General features: G+C 60.1%; 21 protein-coding genes. 7 read left to right on the top strand and 14 right to left on the bottom strand.

Annotated features, from left to right (window positions below; genetic code table 11):
• Positions 1-6: 6 nt before the first annotated feature.
• From secD to queA, 4 genes are read right to left on the bottom strand one after another with little or no spacing between them, the layout of a single operon-like run.
• Positions 7-1,854 carry a protein translocase subunit SecD gene (gene secD / locus D8B20_RS04405; RefSeq protein ID WP_145887486.1) on the bottom strand — a complete coding sequence of 616 codons (1,848 nt, stop codon included), beginning with the start codon at positions 1,852-1,854 and terminating at the stop codon, positions 7-9.
• Between the two features lie 24 nt (positions 1,855-1,878).
• The gene (gene yajC, locus D8B20_RS04400; protein WP_145887484.1) at positions 1,879-2,211 is read right to left on the bottom strand and encodes a preprotein translocase subunit YajC; all 333 of its coding nucleotides are present in this window, start codon (positions 2,209-2,211) and stop codon (positions 1,879-1,881) included.
• Between the two features lie 25 nt (positions 2,212-2,236).
• A complete protein-coding gene (tgt, locus tag D8B20_RS04395) occupies positions 2,237-3,361 on the bottom strand; it encodes a tRNA guanosine(34) transglycosylase Tgt (RefSeq protein WP_145887482.1) in 1,125 nt (374 codons plus the stop codon).
• A 38-nt stretch (positions 3,362-3,399) separates the two neighbouring features.
• The gene (gene queA, locus D8B20_RS04390) at positions 3,400-4,470 is read right to left on the bottom strand and encodes a tRNA preQ1(34) S-adenosylmethionine ribosyltransferase-isomerase QueA (RefSeq protein ID WP_145887480.1); all 1,071 of its coding nucleotides are present in this window, start codon (positions 4,468-4,470) and stop codon (positions 3,400-3,402) included.
• A gap of 104 nt (positions 4,471-4,574) precedes the next feature.
• On the opposite strand from queA, the gene D8B20_RS04385 reads away from it, so the two are divergent.
• The 4 genes from D8B20_RS04385 to D8B20_RS04370 all read left to right on the top strand — a co-directional run bounded on the left by D8B20_RS04385 (position 4,575) and on the right by D8B20_RS04370 (position 8,735).
• Positions 4,575-5,156, top strand: coding sequence for an acyl carrier protein phosphodiesterase (locus tag D8B20_RS04385; protein WP_145887478.1), 582 nt, complete (start codon positions 4,575-4,577; stop codon positions 5,154-5,156).
• 87 nt (positions 5,157-5,243) lie between these two features.
• Positions 5,244-6,494: a mechanosensitive ion channel family protein gene (locus D8B20_RS04380; protein WP_145887476.1), complete on the top strand. Its 1,251-nt coding sequence runs from the start codon at positions 5,244-5,246 to the stop codon at positions 6,492-6,494.
• Between the two features lie 190 nt (positions 6,495-6,684).
• Positions 6,685-7,494 carry an inositol monophosphatase family protein gene (locus tag D8B20_RS04375; RefSeq protein ID WP_145887474.1) on the top strand — a complete coding sequence of 270 codons (810 nt, stop codon included), beginning with the start codon at positions 6,685-6,687 and terminating at the stop codon, positions 7,492-7,494.
• On the top strand, positions 7,491-8,735 hold the full coding sequence (locus tag D8B20_RS04370) for a histidine-type phosphatase (protein ID WP_145887472.1): 1,245 nt from the start codon (positions 7,491-7,493) through the stop codon (positions 8,733-8,735). Before D8B20_RS04375 ends, D8B20_RS04370 begins: the two co-directional genes overlap by 4 nt.
• Before the next feature lie 300 nt (positions 8,736-9,035).
• Here D8B20_RS04370 and proY read toward each other — a convergent pair whose 3' ends face one another.
• From proY to phoB, 6 genes are all read right to left on the bottom strand, one after another.
• Positions 9,036-10,391 carry a proline-specific permease ProY gene (proY, locus tag D8B20_RS04365; RefSeq protein WP_145887470.1) on the bottom strand — a complete coding sequence of 452 codons (1,356 nt, stop codon included), beginning with the start codon at positions 10,389-10,391 and terminating at the stop codon, positions 9,036-9,038.
• A gap of 69 nt (positions 10,392-10,460) precedes the next feature.
• Positions 10,461-11,780: a branched-chain amino acid transport system II carrier protein gene (brnQ, locus tag D8B20_RS04360; protein ID WP_145887468.1), complete on the bottom strand. Its 1,320-nt coding sequence runs from the start codon at positions 11,778-11,780 to the stop codon at positions 10,461-10,463.
• Between the two features lie 402 nt (positions 11,781-12,182).
• Complete coding sequence (locus tag D8B20_RS04355) at positions 12,183-13,289, bottom strand: cobalamin-independent methionine synthase II family protein (protein ID WP_145887466.1); 1,107 nt, start codon at positions 13,287-13,289, stop codon at positions 12,183-12,185.
• A 167-nt stretch (positions 13,290-13,456) separates the two neighbouring features.
• Entirely contained in the window at positions 13,457-14,383 is a 927-nt protein-coding gene (locus D8B20_RS04350) for a PstS family phosphate ABC transporter substrate-binding protein (RefSeq protein WP_145887464.1), read from the bottom strand.
• Positions 14,384-14,740: 357 nt separating this feature from the next.
• Positions 14,741-16,051 (bottom strand): phosphate regulon sensor histidine kinase PhoR, encoded by a 1,311-nt coding sequence (gene phoR / locus D8B20_RS04345; RefSeq protein WP_145887462.1) that lies wholly within the window; start codon positions 16,049-16,051, stop codon positions 14,741-14,743.
• A 15-nt stretch (positions 16,052-16,066) separates the two neighbouring features.
• The gene (gene phoB, locus D8B20_RS04340) at positions 16,067-16,756 is read right to left on the bottom strand and encodes a phosphate response regulator transcription factor PhoB (RefSeq protein ID WP_145887460.1); all 690 of its coding nucleotides are present in this window, start codon (positions 16,754-16,756) and stop codon (positions 16,067-16,069) included.
• Between the two features lie 196 nt (positions 16,757-16,952).
• On the opposite strand from phoB, the gene sbcD reads away from it, so the two are divergent.
• Together sbcD and D8B20_RS04330 are read left to right on the top strand one after the other, a co-directional pair.
• Positions 16,953-18,170, top strand: coding sequence for an exonuclease subunit SbcD (gene sbcD / locus D8B20_RS04335; RefSeq protein WP_145887458.1), 1,218 nt, complete (start codon positions 16,953-16,955; stop codon positions 18,168-18,170).
• Positions 18,167-21,844: an SbcC/MukB-like Walker B domain-containing protein gene (locus tag D8B20_RS04330; RefSeq protein WP_145887456.1), complete on the top strand. Its 3,678-nt coding sequence runs from the start codon at positions 18,167-18,169 to the stop codon at positions 21,842-21,844. Before sbcD ends, D8B20_RS04330 begins: the two co-directional genes overlap by 4 nt.
• 36 nt (positions 21,845-21,880) lie before the next feature.
• Here the strand turns inward: D8B20_RS04330 and D8B20_RS04325 are convergent, their stop codons facing one another.
• From D8B20_RS04325 to D8B20_RS04315, 3 genes are read right to left on the bottom strand one after another with little or no spacing between them, the layout of a single operon-like run.
• Positions 21,881-22,537, bottom strand: a complete 657-nt coding sequence (locus D8B20_RS04325) for a DUF799 domain-containing protein (RefSeq protein ID WP_145887454.1) — start codon at positions 22,535-22,537, stop codon at positions 21,881-21,883.
• Entirely contained in the window at positions 22,534-22,890 is a 357-nt protein-coding gene (locus D8B20_RS04320; protein ID WP_145887452.1) for a DUF4810 domain-containing protein, read from the bottom strand. Before D8B20_RS04320 ends, D8B20_RS04325 begins: the two co-directional genes overlap by 4 nt.
• A gap of 11 nt (positions 22,891-22,901) precedes the next feature.
• The gene (locus D8B20_RS04315) at positions 22,902-23,579 is read right to left on the bottom strand and encodes a CsgG/HfaB family protein (protein ID WP_145887450.1); all 678 of its coding nucleotides are present in this window, start codon (positions 23,577-23,579) and stop codon (positions 22,902-22,904) included.
• A gap of 156 nt (positions 23,580-23,735) precedes the next feature.
• On the opposite strand from D8B20_RS04315, the gene D8B20_RS04310 reads away from it, so the two are divergent.
• Positions 23,736-24,164: a cell envelope integrity TolA C-terminal domain-containing protein gene (locus D8B20_RS04310; protein ID WP_145887448.1), complete on the top strand. Its 429-nt coding sequence runs from the start codon at positions 23,736-23,738 to the stop codon at positions 24,162-24,164.
• On the opposite strand, the gene qhpR is transcribed toward D8B20_RS04310, so the two are convergent.
• The gene (gene qhpR, locus D8B20_RS04305; RefSeq protein WP_370664118.1) at positions 24,124-25,185 is read right to left on the bottom strand and encodes an AraC-like transcriptional regulator QhpR; all 1,062 of its coding nucleotides are present in this window, start codon (positions 25,183-25,185) and stop codon (positions 24,124-24,126) included. The two genes, D8B20_RS04310 and qhpR, sit on opposite strands and share 41 nt — an antisense overlap.
• Positions 25,186-25,279: the final 94 nt, after the last annotated feature.

Below are 25,279 nucleotides of genomic sequence, written 5' to 3'. Positions count from 1 at the left end.
CACTCCTCAGATAGACAGCTTGTTGATGCGTTTGCCGCCGTACACCAGGTTAACGATGGCACGGGTGCCGACGATAGCGGTGAACATGGAGGTCGCAATACCGATAGCGGTGGTAATCGCGAAGCCCTTGATCGAACCGGTACCGACCGCATAAAGAATGATCACTTTAATCAGCGTCGTGACGTTGGCGTCAACGATACTGGAGAAGGCGCCTTTGTAGCCTTCATGGATCGCCTGCTGGACCGAGCGTCCGTTACGCAGTTCTTCTTTAATACGTTCGTTAATCAACACGTTAGCATCGACGGCAACCGCCAGCGTCAGCACAATACCGGCAATGCCAGGCATGGTCAGGGTGGCCCCCGGCAGCAGCGACATGATGCCGACAATCAGCACCAGGTTACACAGCAGCGCGCTGGTCGCAATCAGGCCAAACTTCTTGTAGAACACCACCATAAAGATAATGGACGCGATCAGACCCCACAGACAGGCTTCGAGACCCTGCGTGATGTTCTGCTGGCCCATGGTTGGCCCGATGGTACGCTCTTCCACAATCTGAATCGGCGCAATCAGCGCACCGGCACGCAGCAGCAGCGACAGCTGACGTGCTTCGTTAGGATTGCTGATACCGGTGATACGGAAGCTGTTGCCGAGACGGGACTGAATGTTTGCGACGTTAATCACCTCTTCCTGTTTCTCCAGGATGGTGCGACCGTTCGCATCTTTCTTACCGCTGTCCTTGTACTCCACAAACAGGGTCGCCATCGGTTTGCCGATGTTGTCCTTGGTGAAGTTCGACATGATGTTACCGCCCGCGCCATCCAGTGAGATATTCACCTGTGGCTGGTTGTATTCATCCATGCTCGACGTGGAATCCGTGATGTGATCACCGGTCAGAATCACCCGCTTGTACAGCACAACCGGCTGGCCTTCACGCGTCTTCTTCACCTCGGAATCACCCGGTACACGGCCGCTGGCGGCGGCACCCGGATCAACGGACGTGTTGACCAGACGGAATTCCAGCGTGGCTGTCGCACCCAGAATCTCTTTGGCGCGCGCGGTGTCCTGAATGCCCGGCAGTTCAACCACAATGCGGTCAGAACCCTGGCGCTGCACCAGCGGCTCGGCCACGCCCAGCTGGTTGACACGGTTACGCAGGATATTGATGTTCTGCTGTACCGCATACTCGCGCGCTTCGCTGAGACGCGCATCGCTCATCACCGCGCGCAGCGTGTCGCTGCCCACGCTGGTGATCACCAGATCGCGGTGGCGCGGCGTCAGATAGCTGATGGCCGCATCACGGCTGGCATCGTCGCGGAAACGAATTTCCGTGCCGTAGTTGGCCGTTTTGGTGACGTTGGTGTACGGGATGCTCTTATCGCGCAGATCGCTGCGCAGGCCATCGGCATTCTGCTCCTGCAGTTTGCTCAGGGCCGTATCCATGTCGACTTCCATCAGGAAGTGAACGCCACCGCGCAGATCGAGACCGAGTTTCATCGGCTCTGCGGCCAGCATGGTCAGCCAGCGTGGGGTAGCGGGAGCAAGGTTAAGCGCCACCACGAAGTCTTCACCCAGTGCGTTAGTCAGTGCTTCGCGCGCCCGCAGCTGGACATCCGTGTTAGCAAAACGCGCCAGGATAGCGCCGTTTTCCAGAGCGAGGGATTTGCTCTGAATCTGGTCTTGTTGTAATACGTTGCGGATCTGGTCCAGCGTTTGCTCACTGGCGGCGCTTCCGCGCGCGCCAGTGATCTGAACAGCCGGATCCTCACCATACAGGTTCGGAAGCGCATACAGCAGGCCGACGAGAATCACGACGACCAGCATGATGTACTTCCATAAAGGATAACGGTTTAACACGGCAGTTCCCTTAGGGAAGAAAAATTACAGCGCCTTCATCGTACCTTTCGGCAGAACGGCGGCCACGAAATCACGTTTGATCACTACTTCAGTGGTGTCGTTCAGGGCGATAGAGATATAACCGGTTTCCGCCACTTTGGTTACGCGACCCACCAGGCCACCATTGGTCAGCACTTCGTCACCTTTAGAGATGGAATCCATCAGCTTCTTGTGATCTTTGGCGCGTTTCTGCTGCGGACGCAGAATCATGAAGTAGAAAATCAGACCAAATACCACCAGCATGATCACCAGAGAATACGGACTTCCCTGAGACGGAGCGCCTGCTGCGGCCACGGCGTCAGAAATGAAAAAGCTCATTAAATTTCCCTCATTGATAAAATTATCAGACGTTTAACGGCGGAACCGCTTTGCCTGTCCGTTGGTAGAACTCGCTAACAAAGTGCTCTAATTTACCCTCTTCGATGGCCTGGCGTAAACCCGCCATCAGGCGCTGGTAATAGCGCAGATTGTGGATAGTATTGAGACGCGCGCCCAGTATTTCGTTACAGCGATCAAGATGATGCAAGTAGGCGCGCGTGTAATTGCGACAGGTGTAGCAATCACATTCAGCATCCAGCGGTGCGGTGTCATCTTTGTACTTCGCGTTGCGAATTTTCACCACGCCATCAGTCACAAACAGATGACCGTTACGCGCATTGCGCGTGGGCATAACGCAGTCAAACATATCGATACCGCGGCGAACGCCTTCCACCAGATCTTCCGGTTTGCCGACGCCCATCAAATAACGCGGTTTGTCTTGCGGAATTTGCGGACAGACGTGTTCCAGGATGCGGTGCATGTCCTCTTTGGGTTCACCCACCGCCAGGCCGCCCACAGCGTACCCATCAAAGCCAATCTCTACCAGACCTTTAACCGAGACATCTCGTAAATCTTCGTAAACCCCGCCCTGAATAATGCCGAACAGCGCATTTTTGTTACCCAGCGCATCAAAGCGGTCGCGGCTGCGTTGCGCCCAGCGCAGCGACATCTCCATTGAGCGTTTTGCATAATCCCAGTCCGCCGGATAGGGCGTGCACTCGTCAAAGATCATCACGATATCGGAGCCGAGGTCGTGCTGAATCTCCATCGATTTTTCCGGATCGAGGAAGATAGCATCACCGTTAATCGGGTTGCGGAAATGCACACCGGCTTCGGTAATTTTGCGGATGTCGCCAAGGCTGAACACCTGGAAGCCGCCGGAATCGGTAAGGATGGGACCCGGCCAGTGCATAAAGTCATGCAGGTCGCCGTGCAGCTTCATGATCTCCTGACCCGGGCGCAGCCACAGGTGGAAGGTGTTGCCCAGCAGAATCTGCGCGCCGGTCTCTTTGACTTCTTCCGGCGTCATGCCCTTAACCGTGCCGTATGTTCCCACCGGCATAAAGGCCGGGGTTTCCACGACGCCACGCTCAAAAACCAGACGGCCGCGGCGTGCGCGCCCGTCGGTGGTATCTAATTCAAATTTCACACTAACCTCATCAGATAATCAGAGAAACAGTCTGATCATTAAGCCCCGACGGTCTCGTCCGGGGCCTGTGGATTACGGGTGATGTACATCGCATCCCCGTAGCTAAAGAAACGGTACTGCTCCGCCACCGCGCTCTGGTAAGCCGCCATGGTGTGTTTGTAGCCGGCAAAGGCGGAGACCAGCATAATCAGCGTGGATTCCGGCAGGTGGAAGTTGGTGATCAGCGCATCGATCACCTGATAGTGATAGCCGGGATAGATAAAGATCTGCGTGTCGTCAAAGAAAGGCGCAATCAGCCCGTCCTGACAGGCCTGGGCTGCGCTCTCCAGCGAGCGGACGGAGGTGGTGCCCACCGCCACCACTTTGTTGCCGCGCGCCTTGCATGCCAGCACGGCATCCACCACGTCCTGCGGCACTTCGGCATATTCAGAGTGCATGATGTGGTCGTTAATGTTTTCCACCCGCACCGGCTGGAAGGTGCCCGCGCCAACGTGCAGCGTGACAAACGCCATCTCAATGCCTTTGGCTTTCAGCGCCGCCAGCAGCGGTTCATCAAAATGCAGGCCGGCGGTCGGCGCCGCCACGGCACCGGGGCGCGCGCTGTAGACCGTCTGATACAGTTCGCGGTCCGCTTCTTCATCCGGGCGGTCAATGTAAGGCGGCAGCGGCATGTGGCCCACGCTGTTCAGAATATCCAGCACGGCGCGGTCGTCAGCGAAGGCGATTTCAAACAGCGCATCGTGGCGCGCCACCATGGTCGCCCGGACGCTTTCATCGTCACCCAGCAGCAGTTCCGTACCGGGTTTCGGCGCTTTCGAGGCGCGCACGTGCGCCAGCACGCGCTTATCATCCAGCATGCGCTCCACCAGCATCTCGATTTTCCCGCCGCTGGCTTTACGGCCGTAAACGCGCGCCGGAATCACCCGGGTATTGTTGAACACCAGCAGATCGCCCGGATTCAGCTTATCCAGCACGTCAGTAAACACGCCGTGGCTCAGCGCACCGCTCGGGCCGTCCAGCGACAGCAAGCGGCATCCGCTTCGCTGCGCCTGCGGATAGTGGGCGATCAAAGATTCCGGCAACTCAAAAGCAAAATCGGCTACACGCATGCATCACTTCTTTCAGGACTCAAAAACAGGCGGCATAGTTTAGCGGAAAAGCGGCGAATTCTGAACAACTGGCTGCGTTCAGGCGAATCTGCCTATAATGCGCCATGAACTTTCTTGCTCACCTTCACCTGGCCTCGCTGGCGGACAGCTCGCTGCTGGGTAATCTGATGGCCGACTTCGTGCGCGGCAACGTACAGGCACAGTGGCCGGCGCCCGTGGTGGCCGGCATTGCGCTGCACCGCCGGCTGGACGCGCTGACTGACAGCCTGCCTGAAGTGCGAGAAGCGCGGCAGCTGTTTCGCGCCGAAACGCGCCGTGTTGCGCCCGTCACGCTGGATGTTATCTGGGATCACTTCCTGGCGCGCCACTGGGATCACATTCACCCGGCGCAGTCGCTGCGTGACTTTACCGACGCCGCGGAGCGCGCCATTGTGCCGCACCTGGCGGGCGCGCCGGCGGGCTTTATTGAGCTGAACGCCGTGATGTGGCGCGAACGCTGGTTTGAGCACTACGCCGATCCTGCCCGGCTGGCACGGGTGCTCAACGGCATGGCGCAGCGCCGTCCGCGCCTTGCTGCCCTGCGCGACTCTTACCAGGATTTCACCGATAACTACGCGCAGCTGGAACCGCTGTTTTTCCGCTTTTACCCGCGTCTGATGGCTGACGCCCGCGCCCGACGGCTGTAATCCATTTTCAAGACCTGTCTCCTGGACAGGTCGCTCTCCCCTCTTTACCCTGCGGCGCTTTACACCACGTCAACACAGGGAAATCCTATGCAACAACAGATTGCTCACTGGCTCGCAGAAGCCGGTCTTCCTCACACGCCGCTGCTGGCCTTGCTGGCCGTAGTGGCGATCGTCATTGTCATTTCGCTGCTCACGCACAGCCTGCTGCACCACGCTCTGCTGCCGCTGTTGCGGCGTCAGGCGGAGAAAAGCAGCCGCCAGTGGCCGAAAGCGCTGTTCCACAACCGTCTGTTCAGCCGCAGCGTCTGGCTGATGCAGGGCCTGCTGTTTAAACTGCAGACAGAGCTGTTCCTGCACGACAACAGCCCGCTCTATGCTGCGCTGATTATTGCAGCTCAGCTATGGATGATGATCTTTGCCCTGCTGATCTTCTTCTCAGTGCTGGATATGCTGCAGCAGCTTAGCGCCAGCAGCCTGCTGGCCCAGCAGTTGCCGCTGCGCGGTATCTTTCAGAGCCTGAAACTGATCGCCGCCATTATGATGGTAATCATGATCATCTCCGTGCTGCTGGGGAAATCACCCGGCGTGCTGATCACCGGGCTGGGTGCCATGACCGCAGTGCTGATGCTGGTGTTCAAAGATCCGATTCTGGGGCTGGTGGCGGGTATTCAGCTCTCGGCTAACAATATGCTGAAAATGAACGACTGGCTGGAGATGCCGAAATACGGTGCCGACGGCGCGGTGATCGATATCTCGCTGACCACGGTAAAAGTACGCAACTGGGACAACACCATCGTCACCATTCCCGCTTATGCGCTGATCTCCGATTCGTTTAAAAACTGGCGCGGCATGTCAGAGTCCGGCGGCCGCCGTATTAAGCGCAGCCTGCACATCGACACCACCAGCATTCAGTTTCTTGACGAGCAGCAGCTGGCAGAGCTGCGGAAAGCGCACCTGCTGTCGCCCTATCTGACGCGCAAAGCGCAGGAAGTGGCGGCGTGGAACGCAGAACTCGACTGCGATCTCAGCTCACCGCTCAATGGACGACGTCTGACCAACGTCGGCACCTTCCGCGCCTGGCTGCAGAACTGGCTGGAACAGCACCCTGCGATACATAAAGAGATGACGCTGATGGTACGGCAGCTGTCGCCGGGCGAACACGGCCTGCCGCTGGAGATTTACGCCTTCACTAACACCACGGTGTGGCAGGAGTATGAAGCGATTCAGGCGGATATTTTCGATCACGTTTACGCCGTGCTGCCGGCATTTGGTCTGCGCGTGCATCAGTCGCCTACCGGCCACGACATGCGCCAGATCGGTCTGCCCGCCCGCGCCTGAGGACGCAGGTTGCGGCCGGCTCCGGATTATCTCAATTTAGCGTGGACCGCACGGTCCACCTCTTGCCAGCCGCAGTCATCTGCGGCTTAATGAAGCCCTGCTTAACTTTTGTTAACTCAATCACACAGCCTGTTCGCCTGTGACGGCGTGTATTGTCACGTCGTTTGCCAGAAAATGATAAGAGGGAAAGATGTCATCAGCCACGCTAAACGAACTTGACGCACGCTATCATTTTGCCTGCGATGTCGCCAGAACTGCCGCCAGTCGTGCTATGGCGTGGTATCAGCAGCGCCATCAGCTGGTGACAGAACATAAAAAAGATCTGCAGGATGTGGTCAGTGAAGCGGACCGCAACGTCGAGCAGCTGGTGAAGCATCTGATCCACGAACGCTTCCCTGACGATGCGGTGCTGGGCGAAGAGAGCGGCGGTGAAATAAGCGGCGCGCGCTTTATCTGGGTGGTTGATCCCATCGACGGCACCAGCAGCTTTCTTAACGGCCTGCATAACTGGTGCGTTGCGCTGGCGATTGTCTGCGAAAACGAAGCGGTAATTGGCGTGGTCAGCGATCCCAATCATCAGGAAACCTTTCATGCCTGCCGTGGCAAAGGCGCGTGGGTGAACGATAAGCGCATCCACGCGCACAGCGCGCAGCAGCTTAATCAGGGCCTGCTGGGACTGAGCAGCTCCAACAGTCAGCCGGCGGCGGCGCTGACCAGCTTTATCGACGCGCTGCTGGCGCAGGGCGGCATGTTTATCCGCAACGGCTCCGGTGCACTGATGAGCGCCTGGGCTGCAGCGGGCCGTCTGCTGGGGTATTACGAAGCCCATATGAACCCGTGGGACGGTTTGCCCGGCATTGTACTGATGCGTGAAGCGGGCGGCCTCACAAACGATTACCTCAGCCATGAGGGGTTAAAGCGCGGTAATCCGGTGCTGCTGGCCAATGCTGAACTCTATCCGCAACTCCGGGCGCTGCTGCCTGAGCAGCCCACGCTGTGATACGCCAGCTCTGCATCAGCGCCCTGCTGGCTGTGCTGGCGCTGCCGGCGCAGTCCGCGGCGCGCTATCAGCTGGAAAAAGTGGTGGAGATCAGCCGGCACGGCGTACGGCCGCCGACTGCCGGTAACCGCAAAGAGATAGAAGCGGCGACCGGGCAACCCTGGCCGCGCTGGACCACTGCCGACGGTGAACTGACCCCGCACGGCGAGGCCGCCGTAAAAAATATCGGCCGCTGGCAGGGCGAACACTATCGGCAGCTGGGGCTGCTGCACGCCGGCTGCCCCGCTGCCCGCCAGGTCTACGTGCGCGCCAGTCCGCTGCAGCGCACGCAGGCCACCGCCACCGCGCTTATGGCCGGCGCCTTCCCCGGCTGTGACGTGCCGGTGCATCGGGTGGCGGCGGATAGCGATCCGCTGTTCCAGAGCAGCCACTTTCCGTTCGCACAAACTGACCCGGCACAGGAGCGTGCCGCCGTAGCCGCGCGGGCTGGCGATCTTGCGGCTCTGCAGCAGCGCTTACAGCCGGCTATCCGGCTGCTGCAACAGGCGGTGTGCCCGACGCACTGCGGGATATTTGAGCAGCCCTGGCAGCTGAAGCAGACGCGCAGCGGGCATACCTGGGTGCAGGGGCTGAGCGTGCTGGCAAGCATGACGGAGACGCTGCGCCTTGGCTGGAGTGAGAATCTGCCCTCTGAGCAGCTGGCATGGGGTCATATTACCGACGCGCAGCAAATCAGCGACCTGCTGCCGCTGCAGACCGCCAGTTACGATCTCAGTAATGATGTGCCTTACCTCGCGCAAAAGCGCGGCTCAATCCTGCTGGATGCGGTGGTGAAGAGTCTGGAGGATCGGCCTGCCACACCGGATACCCGCTGGCTGCTGCTGGTGGCGCACGATACCAATATCGCCATGGTGCGCACGCTGATCGGCTTCAGCTGGCAGCTGCCGGGCTATGCACGCGGTAATATCCCGCCCGGCGGCAGTCTGGTGTTTGAGCGCTGGCGCGATACGCAGACGCACCAGCCGCTGTTGCGCATCTATTTTCAGGCGCAGAGCCTGGAGGCGCTGCGTCAGCTGACGCCGGTGGACGATCGCCATCCACTGCTGCGCGAGGAGTGGCATCAGCAAAACTGTCAGGTTACCGTCGCCGGCACGCTCTGCCCTTATCAATCCACGCTGGAAAAACTGCGTAAAGCGATAGATCGCCGGGCGCTGATGCCCGTGACATACCCACAGTCCTGAAACCCGGTTCCGCGCCAGCCTGTCGGCTGGCTTATCAGTTGCGCAGATTCTGATTAGCCGGCGTCAGGCAATTTGCGCCCGCCTCTGCGACTTTTCTATATTTGGAAATAACCGTCTAAGCGAATGAATTTTCGGGTATTCTTTGGGGGTCAATCATCCCCTTAGCATGACTTCCTTTTTTTCTCCTTTGACACTTTTTTCGGCGACAGGACGCGCCGGGATTTTTTTTACCGGGAGAAAAGCAGGCGAAGAAAAAAGCGGAAACAGGCGGCCCGATTGAGCCGCCGGAGAGAAGCGCGATTAGCGCTGACGTTTTTTCGCCAGCGGCCAGGTCAGCAGCAACAGCACAATCCACGCAAAGCCCACGTACAGCGAGACGCGCGTATCCGGGAAGTAGCCAATCAGCCCGATGATAAAGGCCAGAAACAGCACGCCAACCCACGCGGTGGCACTGCCGCCCGGCAGCGCAAACTGCAGCTGGCTGGCCTGCGTTTTGCCGATTCTGCGACGGAAGGCAATCTGCGACAGCAGAATCATAATCCACACCCACACGGTGGCAAATGTCGCCAGCGAGGCGATCACCAGGAAGACTTTTTCCGGCATCAGGTAGTTGAGGTACACCGCAATCAGCATCGCCGTCATCATCACCAGCACCGTGACCCACGGAATCCCGCGCGCCGAGACCTTCTGAAAGATCTGCGGTGCATGGCCCTGCTGCGCCATGCCGTGCAGCATACGCCCTACGCCGAACACATCGCTGTTGATGGCGGACAGCGAAGCCGTCAGCACCACAAAGTTAAGAATGGATGCCGCCGCCGCAATGCCAAGGTGCTGGAAGGTCAGCACAAACGGGCTGCCTGCCGTGCCCACCTGATTCCACGGATAAATCGACATGATGACGAACAGCGTCCCCACGTAAAACACCAGGATGCGCAGCGGCACAGAGTTAATGGCGCGCGGTATGGACTTCGCGGGCTCCTCGGCTTCACCGGCGGTGATACCGATGATTTCGATGCCGCCATAGGCAAACATCACCATCTGCAGCGAAAGCAGCATGCCCACCACGCCGTGAGCGAAGAAGCCGCCGTTGCTCCACAGATTATGGATACCGGTCGGCTGACCGCCGTTGCCGATGCCCCAGAAAATCATGCCGAAGCCGGCCACAATCATGATGATAATGGTGGCCACTTTGAAGAAGGAGAACCAGAACTCCACTTCGCCAAACACTTTCACGCTCATCAGGTTGATGCCGCCGATGATCAGCACCACCGACAACACCCAGATCCAGTGCGGCACATCGGGGAACCAGACGCCCATGTAGATACCAAAAGCCGTCACGTCGGCAATTGCCACAATCAGGATTTCAAAACAGTAGGTCCAGCCGGTGATGTAGCCTGCCAGCGGCCCAAGGTAATCCTGCGCATAGCGGGAGAAGGAGCTGGCCTGCGGATTGTTTACAGACATCTCACCGAGCGCACGCATGATGATGTACGCCACGGCACCGCCAATGATGTATGCCAGCAGTACGCTGGGCCCGGCCATCTGGATGGCATCAGCCGAACCGTAAAACAGCCCCGTGCCGATTGCCGATCCCAGCGCCATAAAACGGATGTGGCGAGTGCTCAGTCCGCGTTTGAGCTTATTGGTTTCTTGCATAACAAACAGTACCTGTGGAAATGAAAAAACCACGGGCAAGCCCGTGGTCGAAAATAACAACAATGTCGTTTAGTGCTGAACGGCCACCTGCCGGCGCCCTTTCACCCGGTCAACGACCGCCGCAATCACCAGCATCGCCAGCGACGGTGGCAGCCAGGAGAGTCCCTGATCGGCCAGCGGCAGGTTCTGACAGAACAGCGGCAGCGCATCTTTAAAGCTGGTGGTTTTGATGGCGTCAACAATACCAAACAGCAGGCTGACCAGCATGACCGGTGCGATAATGCGCGTACTGCGGTTCCACCAGTTCAGGGTGAAGCTCAGCACCACCAGCACGATGCACGGCGGATAAATCGCCGTCAGTACCGGGATAGAGATCTGAATCAGCTGGCTCAGGCCAAGATTCGACACCAGCATTGAGAACAGACCCAGAATAAACACCAGCGCTTTATACGACAACGGCAGGTATTGCGCAAAGAATTCTGCACAGGCGCAGGTCAGGCCCACGGCGGTCACCATACAGGCAACGAAGATCAGCGCCGCCAGAAACAGGCTACCCATGCCGCCAAAGGTTTTCTGCACGTACGCATGCAGAATCGCCGCGCCGTTCGCCTGCTGTTCAACAATCGCGCCGCTGTCGGAACCCAGCTTGAACAGGCTCAGGTACACCAGCGTCAGGCCCACCCCGGCAATGATGCCTGCCAGCATGGTGTAACGGGTCAGCAGTTTTGCATCTTCCACGCCGCGTGAACGCGCCGCGTTAACGATGACGATGCCGAACACCAGCGCACCCAGCGTGTCCATGGTCAGATAACCATTGACGAAGCCGCTTGAGAAGGCCGCGCGCTGATAATCTGCGGTAGCCGGTGACAGACCACCCGCTGGCCAGAGCAGCGCAGCCACGCCCAGTACCGTCAGGGCGACGATTTTCAGCGGTGCGAGGAAATGCCCCACGGTGTCCAGCAGTTTGCCTGGATAAAGCGAAATGCCGATCACCAGCACAAAGTAGATCAGGCTGTAGATAAACAGCGGCAGCGGGCCATCGCCGGTCAGCGGTGCAATGCCCACTTCAAAAGAGACGGTGGCGGTACGCGGTGTCGCGAACAGCGGACCAACGGCCAGGTAGCAGACGGTCGCCAGCAGCAGACCTGCCGCTTTGCCAATCGGTGAGCTGAGTGCGTCGATGCCGCCGCCTACGCGGGCCAGGGCGATGACGGTCATCACCGGCAGCCCCACAGCGGTAATCAGGAAGCCAAGCGCGGCAATCCAGACGTGTTCGCCAGACTGAATCCCGACCATGGGCGGGAAGATGATATTACCCGCGCCAACAAACAGGGCAAACGTCATGAAGCCCAGCGCCAGGATATCCTTGGTGGTTAAACGGTATGTCATAAACTTCTGTACTGCCTGTAGCTGATGTTGCGGTGGAAGTTGGGTTTGTGTTGTCCCCTGAATGCGCGAAAACAATGGCTTATCTGGCAGGACCAGTGCGATATGCGGGCCGAATCGGTACAGCGCAGGTGATTTAAACTGCTTTTCTTCTGTTCACAGAGGGATAAATTGACAACGGCGCAAATTAAAACGTTTATAGCGAAGAAAGGCAATACGGGATCGGAAAACCAGAAGGATATAGCAAGAATGCCCGTCTGAGTAGTGGATCAGGAGGGAATAGTGAGAAAACACCTCAGATGATGTGTTTAAAGTTTCCGCAACGCCGGAGATCTCTTTGCAAAAAAGCGGCAGCATTTGCACAAAAGGCGCGATTTACGCGCCTGTCTGCACAGATTTACACCCTTACCACACCTGTCGGGCGATATCGACGACCAGACGAATCTTCTGCCACTGCTGCGCCTCGGTCAGGCTGTTGCCCTCTTCGGTTGAGGCAAAGCCGCACTGCGGGCTGAGGCAGATTTGGTCGAGGCTGACATAGCGGGCCGCTTCCTGCAGACGCGCCTTCACCTGCGCCGGATCTTCCAGCTCACCGGTTTTGGTGGTAATCAGCCCCAGCACCACCTGCTGATGGCCGGGCTTGATGAAGCGCAGCGGCTCAAAACCGCCGGAGCGTTCATTGTCATATTCCAGGAAAAAGGCATCGATGTTCACGCCGCCAAACAGGATTTCCGCGACCGGTTCATAGCCGCCTTCCGAGATCCACGTCGAGCGGAAATTGCCGCGGCACACATGCAGACCGACGGTCAGATCGTCAGGCTTGCCCTCTAGCGCGGTGTTCAGCACCTGCGCATAGGTGCGCGCCAGCGCCTGCGGATCGTCGCCGCGTTCGCGAATCTGCTGCTGCTGTTCCGTGGAACAGAGGTAGGCCCATACGGTGTCGTCCAGTTGCAGGTAGCGGCAGCCGGCGGCATAGAAGGCGTGGATGGCGTCCTTATAAGTCTGCGCGAGGTCAGCAAAGTAAGCGTCGAGATCCGGATAGACTGTGGCATCGATCACCTTGCGCCCGCCGCGGAAGTGCAGCACGCTCGGGCTCGGAATGGTCATTTTCGCGACGGCATCGCCGGCCACGCTTTGCAGGAAGCGAAAGTGCTCCAGCATCGGGTGCTGCGGGTTAAAGGCGACTTTACCGGTGACTTTGACACCGTGCGCTTTGGTCTGCACGCCATTGAACTGAATGCCCTGCTCTGCTTCAAACAGCTCTACGCCGTGCAGATCGCCAAAGAAATCGAAGTGCCACCAGGCACGGCGGAATTCACCGTCCGTTACCACCTGTAATCCATTCTCACGCTGGCGGGCGACGACCTGACGAATGGCCTCATCTTCGGTCTGGCGCAGCTGATCCGCACTGATTTCACCGGCGGCAAACTGTTCGCGCGCCTGTTTAATCGCTGCAGGGCGCAGAAAGCTGCCAACGGTGTCAGCACGGAACGGGGCGGTATTGCGTTGCATAATGTCACTCCTCATCGGCGGATGATTCCGCCAGGATATCATTTCGTTACGTTATTCACGGCCATCTGGATGGCTATATGTCCAAGAAGAGTGACATGCAGGCGGGCATCCGGCAATGGAAGAAATTTCAGCTGTGTTGAAAAAAATTCATCTTCAGCTGGGCGGCATTACTTTTCTTCAATCGCGGCGCGCGCCTGCTTTATCTGGCTGTCGGAAAGGGGCAGATAGCCCGCTTCAGTCACCCGGCGCTGTCCCTGCGCCGAAAGTACCTGATGCAGGAAAGCCTCCACCAGCGGTGGCAGCGGTTTACCCGGCGCTTTGTTGACATAGATGTAGAGTGGACGCGACCACGGATAGCGGCCGCTGCGGATCGATTCCGCATCCGGCATAACGCTGCTGCCCGACGCGGTAACCACCGGCACCATTTTGACGCCGCTCAGGTGGAAGCCAAAGCTGGCATAGCCGATGCTGTCAGGCGTACTGGCCACAGCCTGCACTACGGCGGCCGATCCGGGGAACTCCGCCACATCGGCGCGAAAATCGCCGCGGCACAGCGCCTGCTGTTTGAAAAACCCCCAGGTGCCGGACGCGGAATTACGGCCAAAGCGCTGAATTCCGCGCATTGCCCAGTGCGTATCGCGAAGGCCAAGGTCGCCCCAGCGCTGTGGCACCTGGCCGGCACCGCACAGGCGGGTGACAGAGAAGAGTGCATCCAGCTGCGGCTGGCTGATGTGCGGCAGCGGATTGTCCTGATTGACGACCACCACCAGCGCGTCCATCGCCACCGGTACGGCCAGCGGCGGATAGCCATAGCGGGCGATAAACAGCTGACGCTCATCCGCCTGCATGGGGCGGCTCATGGCCCCCAGCTGAGCGGCGCCCGCGGCCAGCGCCGTCGGTGCGGTTGAGGAGCCCGCCGCCTGCACCTGGACATTAACGCCGGGCGACTGGCGGCTGAAATCCTCTCCCCATAGCGTCATCAGATAGCCGAGCGTATCGGAACCCACGCTACTCAGATTCCCGGTCAGCATGGTTTGCTGTGCCTGCGCCAGCGTGGCGCACAGCAGCAAAAAGGAGAGCAGCAGCGATTTCATCGGCAGATCCGCCATTCAGATAAAGGGAGCCAGCAGTAAAACGCACATTCTGGAGCGCTCTGCCGCGATGCGCAACCGGCTTCGGCAAACAGACCGGAAGGCGCTGAAACAGGTTAATTCAGCGCAACAGCTATCGTCTGAGGTCAGGAAAGCCGGCTGACGCGGCGGGTGGACGCGCCGGGAACGGTCTCGTCCGCCTTCCGGTGGGCCCACCACACGGCATCTCTGCCGCGTAACGTCCGGCTTCGCGCGTGCGGCATCCCGTAGCCGGGTGCCGCCGCCAGCGGCGCATAACAGCAACAGCAGCGCTGGCGGGATGGCCGCTTACCGCAGCCTGCGATCTGTTGCCGCCTGTCCTCAGCTCACCTTTTCGTGTACGCCGTCCGCCACAATCAGGCGCGGCGGCAGCAGGAAACTGAAGCAGGTTTCGCGATGCGGAATGCTGCTGATCTCCAGACGGGAGTTGTGATGCCCCAGCGCGTGCTTCACAATCGCCAGCCCCAGCCCGCTGCCGCCGGTGGCGCGCGAACGTGCTTTATCCACGCGGTAGAAGCGCTCGGTCAGGCGCGGTAAATGCTCCTCACTGATACCCGGCCCGTCATCGCACACTTTGAACTGTGCGCCCTGCTTTGTCCGCAGCCAGCTGATGTCAATTCGCGTACCTTCCGGCGTATGGTTTACCGCGTTATACACCAGGTTAGAGATGGCGCTGCGCAGCTGCTCGTCGTTGCCAAACACCCGCAGATGCGGATCGGTATGGAAATAGATATGGTGACGGCCGTGGCTCAGCGCTTCAGCTTCGCGCTGCAGCAGCAGCAGCATAGTGGGCACATCCACGGTCTCTTTCAGATCGATGGCCGGGGCAGCTTCAATGCGCGACAGCGTCAGCAGCTGTTTTACCAGGCTATCCATGCGGCGCGTCTGCTCCTGCATGGTGCTCAGCGCTTTACTGCGCGTGCGCGCATTCATGCCCTCGTCATCCATCATCTCCAGATATCCCTGCAGCACGGTCAGCGGCGTGCGCAGCTCATGGCTGACGTTGGCAAAAAAGTTACGGCGTGCGCCCTCTAGCTGGTGCATCTGCGTCACGTCGCGCGCCACCATCAGCCACTGCCCTTCACTGTAAGGCATGACGCGGAACTCCATATGATGCTGATTATTCAGCACCACGGTCAGCGGCTTATTAAAGTCGCGCTGGCGGATATAGCGGGAAAATTCAGGGTAGCGCAGCAGATTAAGGATGTTCTGGCCGTTATCTTCCGGCCAGCGCAGCCCCAGATGCTGCTGTGCCAGACCGTTACACCAGAAAATGGTGCCCTCTTCGGTGGTCAGAACAACGGCGTCAGGCAGTGATTCGGCACCACTGCGAAACCGTTTGATCAGGTTTCCCAGCTCGCGCCGGCGGCGGCGGTTGCGCAGCTGCATCTGATACAGACCATAAAACAGCGGCTCCCAGCTGCCGCTGCCGGTGGGCGGTGTCATGGAGCGATCCACCCACAGCCAGTGCGACAGTCGCATCAGGTTTTTGAAGTGCCAAAACAGGATGCCGCACACCGCCAGTAACAGCAGCCACGGCAGATAGCCGGTTAACAGCCCCAGCAGCAGCGCAGGCAGACAGACCAGCGCCAGCTCGGTCAGTAATCTCTTCCAGGAGAGTCGTTCCAGCACGGCAGAGCACTCCGTTTAGTAGCGGGCAGAGAAACGATACCCTGTTCCGCGAACGGTTTGAACCATGCGATCGTGGCCGGAAATCTCCAGCGCTTTGCGTAAACGACGGATATGCACATCCACGGTGCGATCTTCTACGTAGACGTTGGTACCCCAGACGTGGTTGAGCAGCTGTTCGCGGCTGTAAACGCGCTCCGGGTGGGTCATAAAGAAGTGCAGCAGTTTGTATTCGGTCGGGCCCATCTCCAGCGGGGTGGTCTCAGACATCACGCGATGCGAGGAGGGATCGAGGCTCAGGCCCTGCATCTCAATCACTTCTTCCACCGCCATCGGCGAGATACGCCGCATCACCGCTTTAATCCGCGCCATCAGCTCTTTCGGCGAGAACGGCTTGGTGATGTAATCATCGGCCCCCACTTCCAGACCGCGCACGCGATCTTCCTCTTCGCCGCGCGCCGTCAGCATCATCACCGGGATATCGCGCGTCATGGCTTCACGTTTCAGGTGTTTAATGAACTGAATGCCGCTGCCGCCAGGTAACATCCAGTCCAGCAGGATCAGATCTGGCCAGGGTTCGATCAGCTTGCCAATCGCGCTGTCATAATCTTCTGCTTCAATGGGCTGGTAATCATTCTGTTCCAGCACGAAACATAACATTTCACGGATGGGAGCTTCGTCTTCCACAACCAAAATGCGCTTAGCCATTATTACTCCTGCTGTTGTGACACGCTGTCACTGGGATTTGCGGCGTCATTATGCGTCAGTTTTATGACACTTTTATGAAAAACCCAACCCGTGATAAATAGATAAAAAACAGAAATGTGACAATCAAAATCGGTTTTTTTCCTTTATCCCCGAAGCCGTTATACTTGCCCCCTCGTTTTACCCGCAGGAAACCGCCATGCGCATCATTCACACCGCCGACTGGCACCTCGGCCAGTTCTTTTACAGCAAAAGCCGCGCTGCGGAACATCAGGCCTTCCTTGACTGGCTTCTGCAGCAGATAACGCAGCACGCGGTGGATGCGCTGATCATTGCCGGCGATCTGTTTGATACCGGCACACCGCCCAGCTATGCGCGCGAGATGTTTAACCGCTTTGTCGTCGCGCTGCAGCCTACCGGCTGTCAGCTGATTGTGCTGGCGGGCAATCATGATTCGGTCGCCACGCTGAATGAGTCACGCGAACTGCTGGCCTGCCTGAACACCCGCGTTATTACCAGTGCGACGCCGGGCGGCGAGCAGCAGGTGCTTACCCTGTCGCGGCGCGACGGCACGCCGGGTGCGGTGCTGTGTGCCATTCCGTATCTGCGTCCGCGCGACATTCTGCGCAGCAAAGCCGGCCAGTCCGGACGGGAAAAACAGCGCTCCCTGCTGGAGGCCATCGGCCAGCACTATCAGCACTGCTATGCCGCCGCTCAGGCGCAGCGTGACGCGCTGGGCGAACCGCTGCCGATCATTGCCACCGGCCACCTCACCACCGTGGGCGTCAGCAAAAGCGACTCGGTGCGTGATATCTACATCGGCACGCTGGATGCCTTTCCGGCACAGGCGTTTCCGCCAGCGGATTACATCGCGCTCGGCCACATTCACCGTCCGCAGCGCATTGCCAACAGCGACCACATCCGCTACAGCGGCTCACCGATTCCGCTCAGCTTTGATGAAGCCGGGCGCGACAAAAGCGTTTTTCTGCTCAGCTTCAGCAGCGGGCTCGACAGCGTGACGCCACTGACGGTGCCACTGTTTCAGCCGCTGCGCGTGCTGAAAGGGTCGATGGCAGAGCTTGAAGCGCAGCTGGCGCAGTTCAGAGACGGCGATACCGCTCAGCCGGTGTGGCTGGATATTGAAATCACCACTCAGGAGTACCTCAGCGATTTGCAGCGCCATATCGAACAGCTGACGGCGACGCTGCCGGTTGAGGTGCTGCTGGTGCGCCGCAGCCGCGAACTGCGCCGCTCCAGCCTTGAACGACTGGAAAATGAGACGCTGAGCGAACTGAAAGTGGAAGAGGTCTTTGCCCGCCGCCTGGCGCAGGAAACGCAGCTGGAGGCCGATCACGTCGCCAGCCTTACCCGGCTGTTCCGCAGTACGCTGGCGGCGCTGGAGGATCCCTCTGCATGAAAATTCTGACGTTACGCTTCAAAAACCTCAATGCGCTGCGCGGTGAATGGCGGATTGATTTCCGCGAGGAGCCGTTTGCCAGCAACGGCCTGTTCGCGATTACCGGGGCCACCGGTGCCGGCAAAACCACCCTGCTTGATGCCATCTGTCTGGCGCTCTATCACCAGACGCCGCGCCTCGGCGGTCTGTCACAGAGTGAAAACCAGCTGATGACGCGCGACACCGCTGAATGCCTGGCGGAGGTGGAGTTTGAAATCAAGGGCGAAGCCTGGCGCGCTTTCTGGAGTCAGAACCGCGCCCGCGGCCAGGTGGACGGCAAACTGCAGGCCCCGCGCGTCGAGCTGGCGCGCGTGGCGGATAACCAGATTGTTGCCGATAAAGTCAGCGACAAGCTGAAAGCAATTGAAACGCTGTCGGGGCTGGACTTTGCCCGCTTTACCCGCTCCATGATGCTGTCGCAGGGGCAGTTCGCCGCGTTTCTTAATGCCCGACCGGGCGAACGGGCCGAACTGCTGGAAGAGCTGACCGGCACTGAAATTTACGGCCGGATTTCCGTACAGATATTCGAACAGTGGCGCCATGCGCGCAGCGAGCTGGAAACGCTGCGCGCCCGCGCCGGCAGTATGCAGCTGCTGGAGGAGGCGCGCCGCGCTGAACTGCAGGCGCAGCTTACCGCGCTGACGGCGCAGGAGCAGACGCTGAGCGCACAGCTGGCCCAGGCGCAGCAGCAGCAGCAGTGGCTGACGCAGGCGCAGCAGCTGGCGCAGGAACAGCAGCAGGCCAGCGAGGCGCTGCAGGCGGCAGAACAGGCGTGGTTGCAGGCAGAAAGCGACCGTCAGCGGCTGGCACGAGCGGAGCCGGCAGAGAAGCTGCGCGAGAAGCTGCAGCAGCGCGAACAGCTGCAGCACGATTGCGCTGCGCAGCAGCAGCAGTTACAGCAGCTGCAGCAGCACCAGCAGCAGGCCGATGCGGCGCTGGCGCAGCATGAAAAACAGTATCAGACAGCCCGGCAGGCGCGTGATGCGGCGCAGGCGGCACAGCAGCAGCTGGAAACGCTGCTGACGGAACAGGTCATTCCGCTCGATCAGCAGATTCAGACGCTGACACAGCAGCTCAGTGAGCAGCAGCGTCTGCTGGCTGGCCAGCAGCAAACGCTGGAACAGAGCCAGCAGGCGCTGGCGCAGCATCAGCAGGCGAGTGAGCGCTTACAACAACAGCTGGCGCAGCAGCAGGCATTTCAGGCGCAGGAAGCCCGCACCGCAGAATGGGGCCCGGCGCTGACGCGCTGGCAGGCGGATCTGGCGCGTCTCAGCGAGCGCGAGCAGACGCTGGCTGAGCTGGCGCACCGCCAGCAGCAGCTGCAGCAGCAGGTCACGGCCCTGCAGCAGGCGCAGGCCGAACGCGAGCGGGCCGCCCGGCCCCTGCAGCAGGCAGAAGCGCAGGCCAGCCAGCAACGCCAGCAGGCGGAGCAGGCGCTGGCGGCGCTGGAGGAAACGGCCAGCAGTGGCGGGCTGCGTGACGCGCTGGCCCGGCATCAGCAGCAGCGCGCGGCGCGTCAGCAGCTGGCGCTGCTGGCTGCGCAGTGGCGTACTCTGCAGCCGCAGCGGGCGCAGCGCCAGCAGCAGCTGACGCAGCAGCAGCAGCAGTATCAGCAGGCGGAGCAGGCCCTGCAGCAGCTGCGTGACGCGTACAAACGCGAGCATCAGGCGCTGCTGGATGTTCGCCGTATCTGCGAACTGGAGCGCACCATTATTCAGCTGGCCGACGAACGCGCCAGACTGCAGCCGGAACAGCCCTGCCCGCTGTGCGGCTCCTGCCAGCATCCGGCGATTGAGCGCTATCAGCAGCTGCAGCCGGGCGAGAATCAGCAGCGGCTGGCGGCGCTGGAAAACCGCGTGGCGCAGCTGAAAGAGGCCGGCACCGCGAAGGGTGAACAGCAGAAACTTTCGCAGCAGCAGCAGCAGACGCTGCAGCAGGAGATCGCCGATCTTGACCGGCAGATCGCCAGCGCAAGCGCGCAGTGGCAGGCGCTGTGCAGTGAGCTGGCACTTACCTTCACCCTGGAACAGCAGGATGAATTTACCGCCTGGCTGCAGCAGCAGGCGGCCACTGAAACGCAGCAGCAGCAGCAACTGCAGCAGCGGGAACAGGCGGCGTCCGCGCTGCAGCAGGCCAGAGAGGCCCATCTGCAGCAGCAGCAGCAACTGGCGCACCAGCAGCAGCAACAGCAGCTGGCGCAGCAGCAGCAGACCAGCACGCAGCAGCAGCTGGATGAGCTGCAGCAGCGCCACTCCGGCGAGCGCCGCGCCGCGCAGCAGCTGACACAGCAGCTGACCGACGCGCTGGCGGTCTGGCAGTTCACCCTGCCGGCGGCGGCGCAGCGTGAGGCCTGGCTGGCCGCCTGCCAGACACGCTGGCAGCAGTGGCAGGAAAGTGAGCGGTTACTTGCCGCGCTGCAGCCGCAGCTGGCGAAGGCAGAGAGCGAGCTGAGCAACCTGCAGCAGGCGGTCAGTCGTGAGCAGCAGCAGCGGGACGCGCTGCAGCAGGCGCAGCAGACCATGCAGCAGCAGTTACAGGCGCAGCAGCAGCAGCGTGCACAGCTGTTTGGCACGCGCAGCACCGCACAAGCGCGTCAGCAGCAGCAGGCCAGTCTGCAGCAGCATGAACAGGCGCTGACGCAGCAGCTGCAGCAGTGGCAGCAGGCCCAGAGTCAGCTGCACACGCTGCAGGGTCAGCGTGAACAGCTGGTGCAGCAGCAGCAGCGGCTGGCAGAACGCCTGCAGACCGCCGACGAGACGTTCCGTGCGGCGCTGCAGGCGAGCGACTTCGCCGATGAAGCCGCACTGCGGGCGGCGCTGCTCAGTGCCGCAGAGACAACACTGCTGCGCCAGCGCCTGCAGACGCTGGATCAGCAGCGTCAGCAGCAGCTGACGCTCAGCGAACAGCTGACCCGGCGGTTGAATACGCATCAGCAGCAGCGTCCGGCGGCGCTGAGTGATGAGGCGGCGGCCGATCTGCCGGCGCAGCTGGAGGCGTTGCGCGTGGCGCTGCGCGAGAATGCCCGTCAGCAGGGCGAGGCGCAGCAGCAGCTGGACAGTGATGCCCGGCTGCGCCAGCAGCAGCAAACGCTGCTGACGCAGATCGCCGACGACGCCCGGGCGTTAGCGCAGCTCAGCCAGCTGAATGAGTTAATTGGCTCTGCGAAAGGCGATAAATTCCGCCGTTTTGCGCAGGGATTAACGCTGGATCACCTGGTATGGCTGGCGAACCGGCAGCTTGATCGGCTGCACGGCCGCTATCTGCTGCAGCGACGTCTCAGCGATGAACTGGAGCTGGAGGTGGTGGATACCTGGCAGGGTGATGCCACGCGCGATACGCGTACGCTGTCAGGCGGCGAAAGTTTCCTCGTGAGCCTGGCGCTGGCGCTGGCGCTGTCCGATCTGGTCAGCCACAAAACGCGCATTGAGTCGCTGTTTCTGGATGAGGGCTTTGGCACGCTGGATGCGCAGACGCTGGATGCGGCACTGGATGCGCTGGATGCGCTCAACGCCAGTGGCAAAACCATTGGCGTGATCAGTCACGTGGAGGCGATGAAAGAGCGCATTCCGGTGCAGATCAAAGTGCGCAAAATGAATGGTCTGGGTTACAGCAAGCTGGAGCTGCCGGGCACCTGAATACCGCGGCGGTTTGGCAACCGCCGCGGCAACACATTAGCGGGTTACCGCCGCTTTATAACGCGGTCCGGGCAGCAAACCGCCGTTCTCGTTCTGCGCTAGCAGACGGGCACTGGCGACACCGGCGATGGTGTGGGCTTTATCGCTGACGTTGCTGACGATCTGATTGACCGCCGCCGCAACCAGCATGCCGATCAGGCCGCTGTTATTGTTATTACTGTTTTCCGCATCGCTGGCGGTGGCCACGCCCTGCCACAGCGCTTTACCGCTGCGCAGATCCACCAGCCGCGCGCTGGCGGTGACGGTGGTCACCGAGTCAATCACGCGGTAGCTGCTGCCGTAATCGGCAATGGAGATGTAAAGCGCGCTGTCGGCGTTGAAGATGTCATGCAGCCGCTTGGTGCTGACGGCCTGAATTTCATGGCCATTGGTCAGGCCGTTCTGCTGGAAGGTCTCTTCCACCACCGCGACCGGAAACACGTAGTAACCCGCTTCCGCCAGCGGCTGCGTCACCTGCGAGGTAAAACTGTGCGCCGCATTGATATCCGGCGCGCGGTTATCCGCAGGCAACACCAGAATCGACGCCGGTTTACTGGCGCGGAAGGCGCTGTAATCAAAAGGTTTGCTGTGCGGGGCACAGCCGGTCAGCAGCAGCGCGGCGAGCAGGCCACAGGCGGCAATCAGCTTCTTCATTGGGTCACTCCTTTTTTCTTCATCAGAAAGTCCATGTACGGTGCCGATTCCGGAAACAGCTGCTTCTCCGTGGCAAACTGGGTGAAGGCTTTATCGGTGTTGCCATTCCGGGCATACAGCAGACCCAGCTGCGCATGCAGCCCGGGAGCGACCGGCTTATTCACCGCTTTGGCCTTTTCGATGTCCAGATTCAGCGCGTCAATCTGCTTTTGCGGATCGCTGTCTTTCTGGTAGTAGCTGTAGATCTGCTGCTGATAATCACCCCAGTAGTAAAGCGGCTCCGGTCCCTTCGGGGCACAGCCCGCCAGTACGCCCGCCGCGATCAGCGTGGCGCTCAGATGCAGTAATTTCATCGTTAATATCCTTATTTTGTCGGACGCCATGCGCCTGCGTTGATGCCATCCACCAGGTGATCCACCGCTTCACGGATCGCCAGATCCATCACTTTGCCGTTCAGGGTAGAGTCGTAGCTGGCGGTGCCGCCAAAGCCGATCACTTCACGTGCCGACAGTTCATACTCTCCGGCGCCCTGCGCGCTGTACACCACTTCCGAGGTGGCCACGTCCACCACGTTAAGGTTCACTTTGGCGTAGGCGATCTGCCGCTTGCCGCGGCCAAGGATGCCCCACAGCTGCTGGTCCCCCACTTCTTTGCGGCCAAACTCGGTAATATCACCGGTGATGATGTAATTCGCGCCTTTGATGTTTTGCTGGCTGCGTTTGAAATCCGCCTCCTGCTGCAGCTCTTTCAGGTTGCTGCGATCCAGCACGTTAAAACGGTTGGTTTGCTGTAAGTGGGTAATCAGAATGGTTTTTGACTGGTTGCCAAGGTGATCAACCCCATCCGAAAAAATGCCGTTCATATAGGATGAGCGGTTATCGAACTGGCCCACGGCGACAGGGCTGCGCACGCCCTGATAAACCGGCTGGCTGGCCGCACGTACCTGCGGCGCTTCGATAGCGCGTGATGATTCGCTGGCGCAGCCGCTGAGCAGCGCCGCGCTTACCAGGGAGAGAGCCGCAAGGGCATATTTTTTCTGCATTTCGAGTCCATGAATAAAGGAAGGGATAACACCGCCCCCGGGGCGGCAAATTCTGGTTATGCCGACAGTCAGAGGATTGCCATAGCAAAACCTGACGCGGTCTGTAGACTGTCGGCAGCAGGGGCGGGGATCTTTAGGAAAAATACAGGCTGATACATGAATTTATTTAATCGAATGGTCCTGACTGGCGCTGTCGCCGCGCTGACGGCGCTGCTGAGCGCCTGCCAGCATCCGGCAGCGCCGGCAGAAAACACGCTGGCTAATTTATGTGAGCCGCAGCGTACGCCGGGCAGCGCCGCCTGCCAGTGGAGCGAAACCATGCAGCAGCAGCTCAGCCGGGCCTTTCACGATGCGGCGCATTATGCCGGTCAGCAGTGCCTGGTGCGGCTGGAGTGGCAGGCCGGGGGACGCTATGCCGTCACGCAGACGCAGGGCGATGAAGCGCTGTGCCTGCGCGCCTGGCAGTTGATTGGACAGGCGCGTCAGCTACCGCCGCCGCCCGAACCCGATCAGCCCGCCTGGTTTGGTTTTGCGCCACACCGCGCTAGCTTGCCAGCCCATCCTGCCGCCACTGGCGCGGGCTGATACCAAACCAGCGGCGGAACGCGCGGGAAAAGGCGCTGACTTCGGAGTACCCCAGCAGCAGCGCCATTTCCGAAATGGTCAGCTGCTTCTGCTGTAAATAGTGCGTGGCCATTTCGCAGCGCACGTTATCCACCAGGCCGCTGAAGCTGAGGCCCGCTTCGCGCAGCCGCCGCTGCAGCGACCAGCTGGTCAGCCCCATTTTCTCTGCAATCAGCTCCAGCACCGGTTCACCGTGCATCAGCGCCAGGCTCACCTGCGCGCGCGCCTGCCCGGCCACGCTCTGCCCGCTGGTGCGGCTGTTGAGCCGGCGGATGGCATCCTGCATGACCATCAGCAGCATGGCATCCTGTTCCGGCATGGCGCGCAGCAAATCCCGTTTGGCGATCACCAGTGAGTTAAACGGCTGATCAAACCACACCGGCGCATCAAACACTTTGCAGTGCTCGTGCCACATCGCCGGGCGCGGGTGTTCAAAGTGCACTTCACGCGGTGCCCAGTGTTTGCCGGCAACGTGGCGAATCAGATTCAGAAACATGCCGAGCGTCAGCTCCGCATCCTGGCGCCGGGCGAGGATAGCGCCGTGACGTACCTGATAATCCAGCCGCCAGCAGTCGCCTTTGTCCACCAGCCGCGTCAGGGTGTCATGCTGATGCCACGGAAAGGCATTCACCACATTGTGTAGCGCCTGCTCCAGCGTGGCGGAGCACAGGCCGATATAGCCGATCAGCCCTAATGACTGCGGTTTGAACTGCCTGCCGTAATGCAAACCGAAGTTATCAAAACCGGACTGACGCGCAGCCTCTTCCATCACGCGGCAGTAATTCACCAGCCCGAGGCTCAGCGTCGGGCTGGCCAGCAGCTCTGAATCAATACCGCTGATACCGAATATCCGATCGACATCGCCGCCGTTATCGCTGATAAACGCGCTCAGACCGGTGGCCGCGGCCGCCAGCACGCCGCGGTTGCCGGCCTGCAGCGGAAACGCGCTGAGCGCGTCGGAAGACGTGAATGCTGGCATCATGACCTCACAGGAAAAAAACACACAGCCTGCTGCAGCAATTTTCATACCAGCACCGCCGGCAGCCGCCCTGCCCGGCCTGCCTGCGTCACGCCAC

Source organism: Candidatus Pantoea soli (genome assembly GCF_007833795.1).
In the GTDB taxonomy this organism is placed as follows: domain Bacteria; phylum Pseudomonadota; class Gammaproteobacteria; order Enterobacterales; family Enterobacteriaceae; genus Pantoea; species Pantoea soli.
Note: the sequence above shows the minus strand (reverse complement) of the source record. Positions and strands in the feature narration are given on the sequence as shown.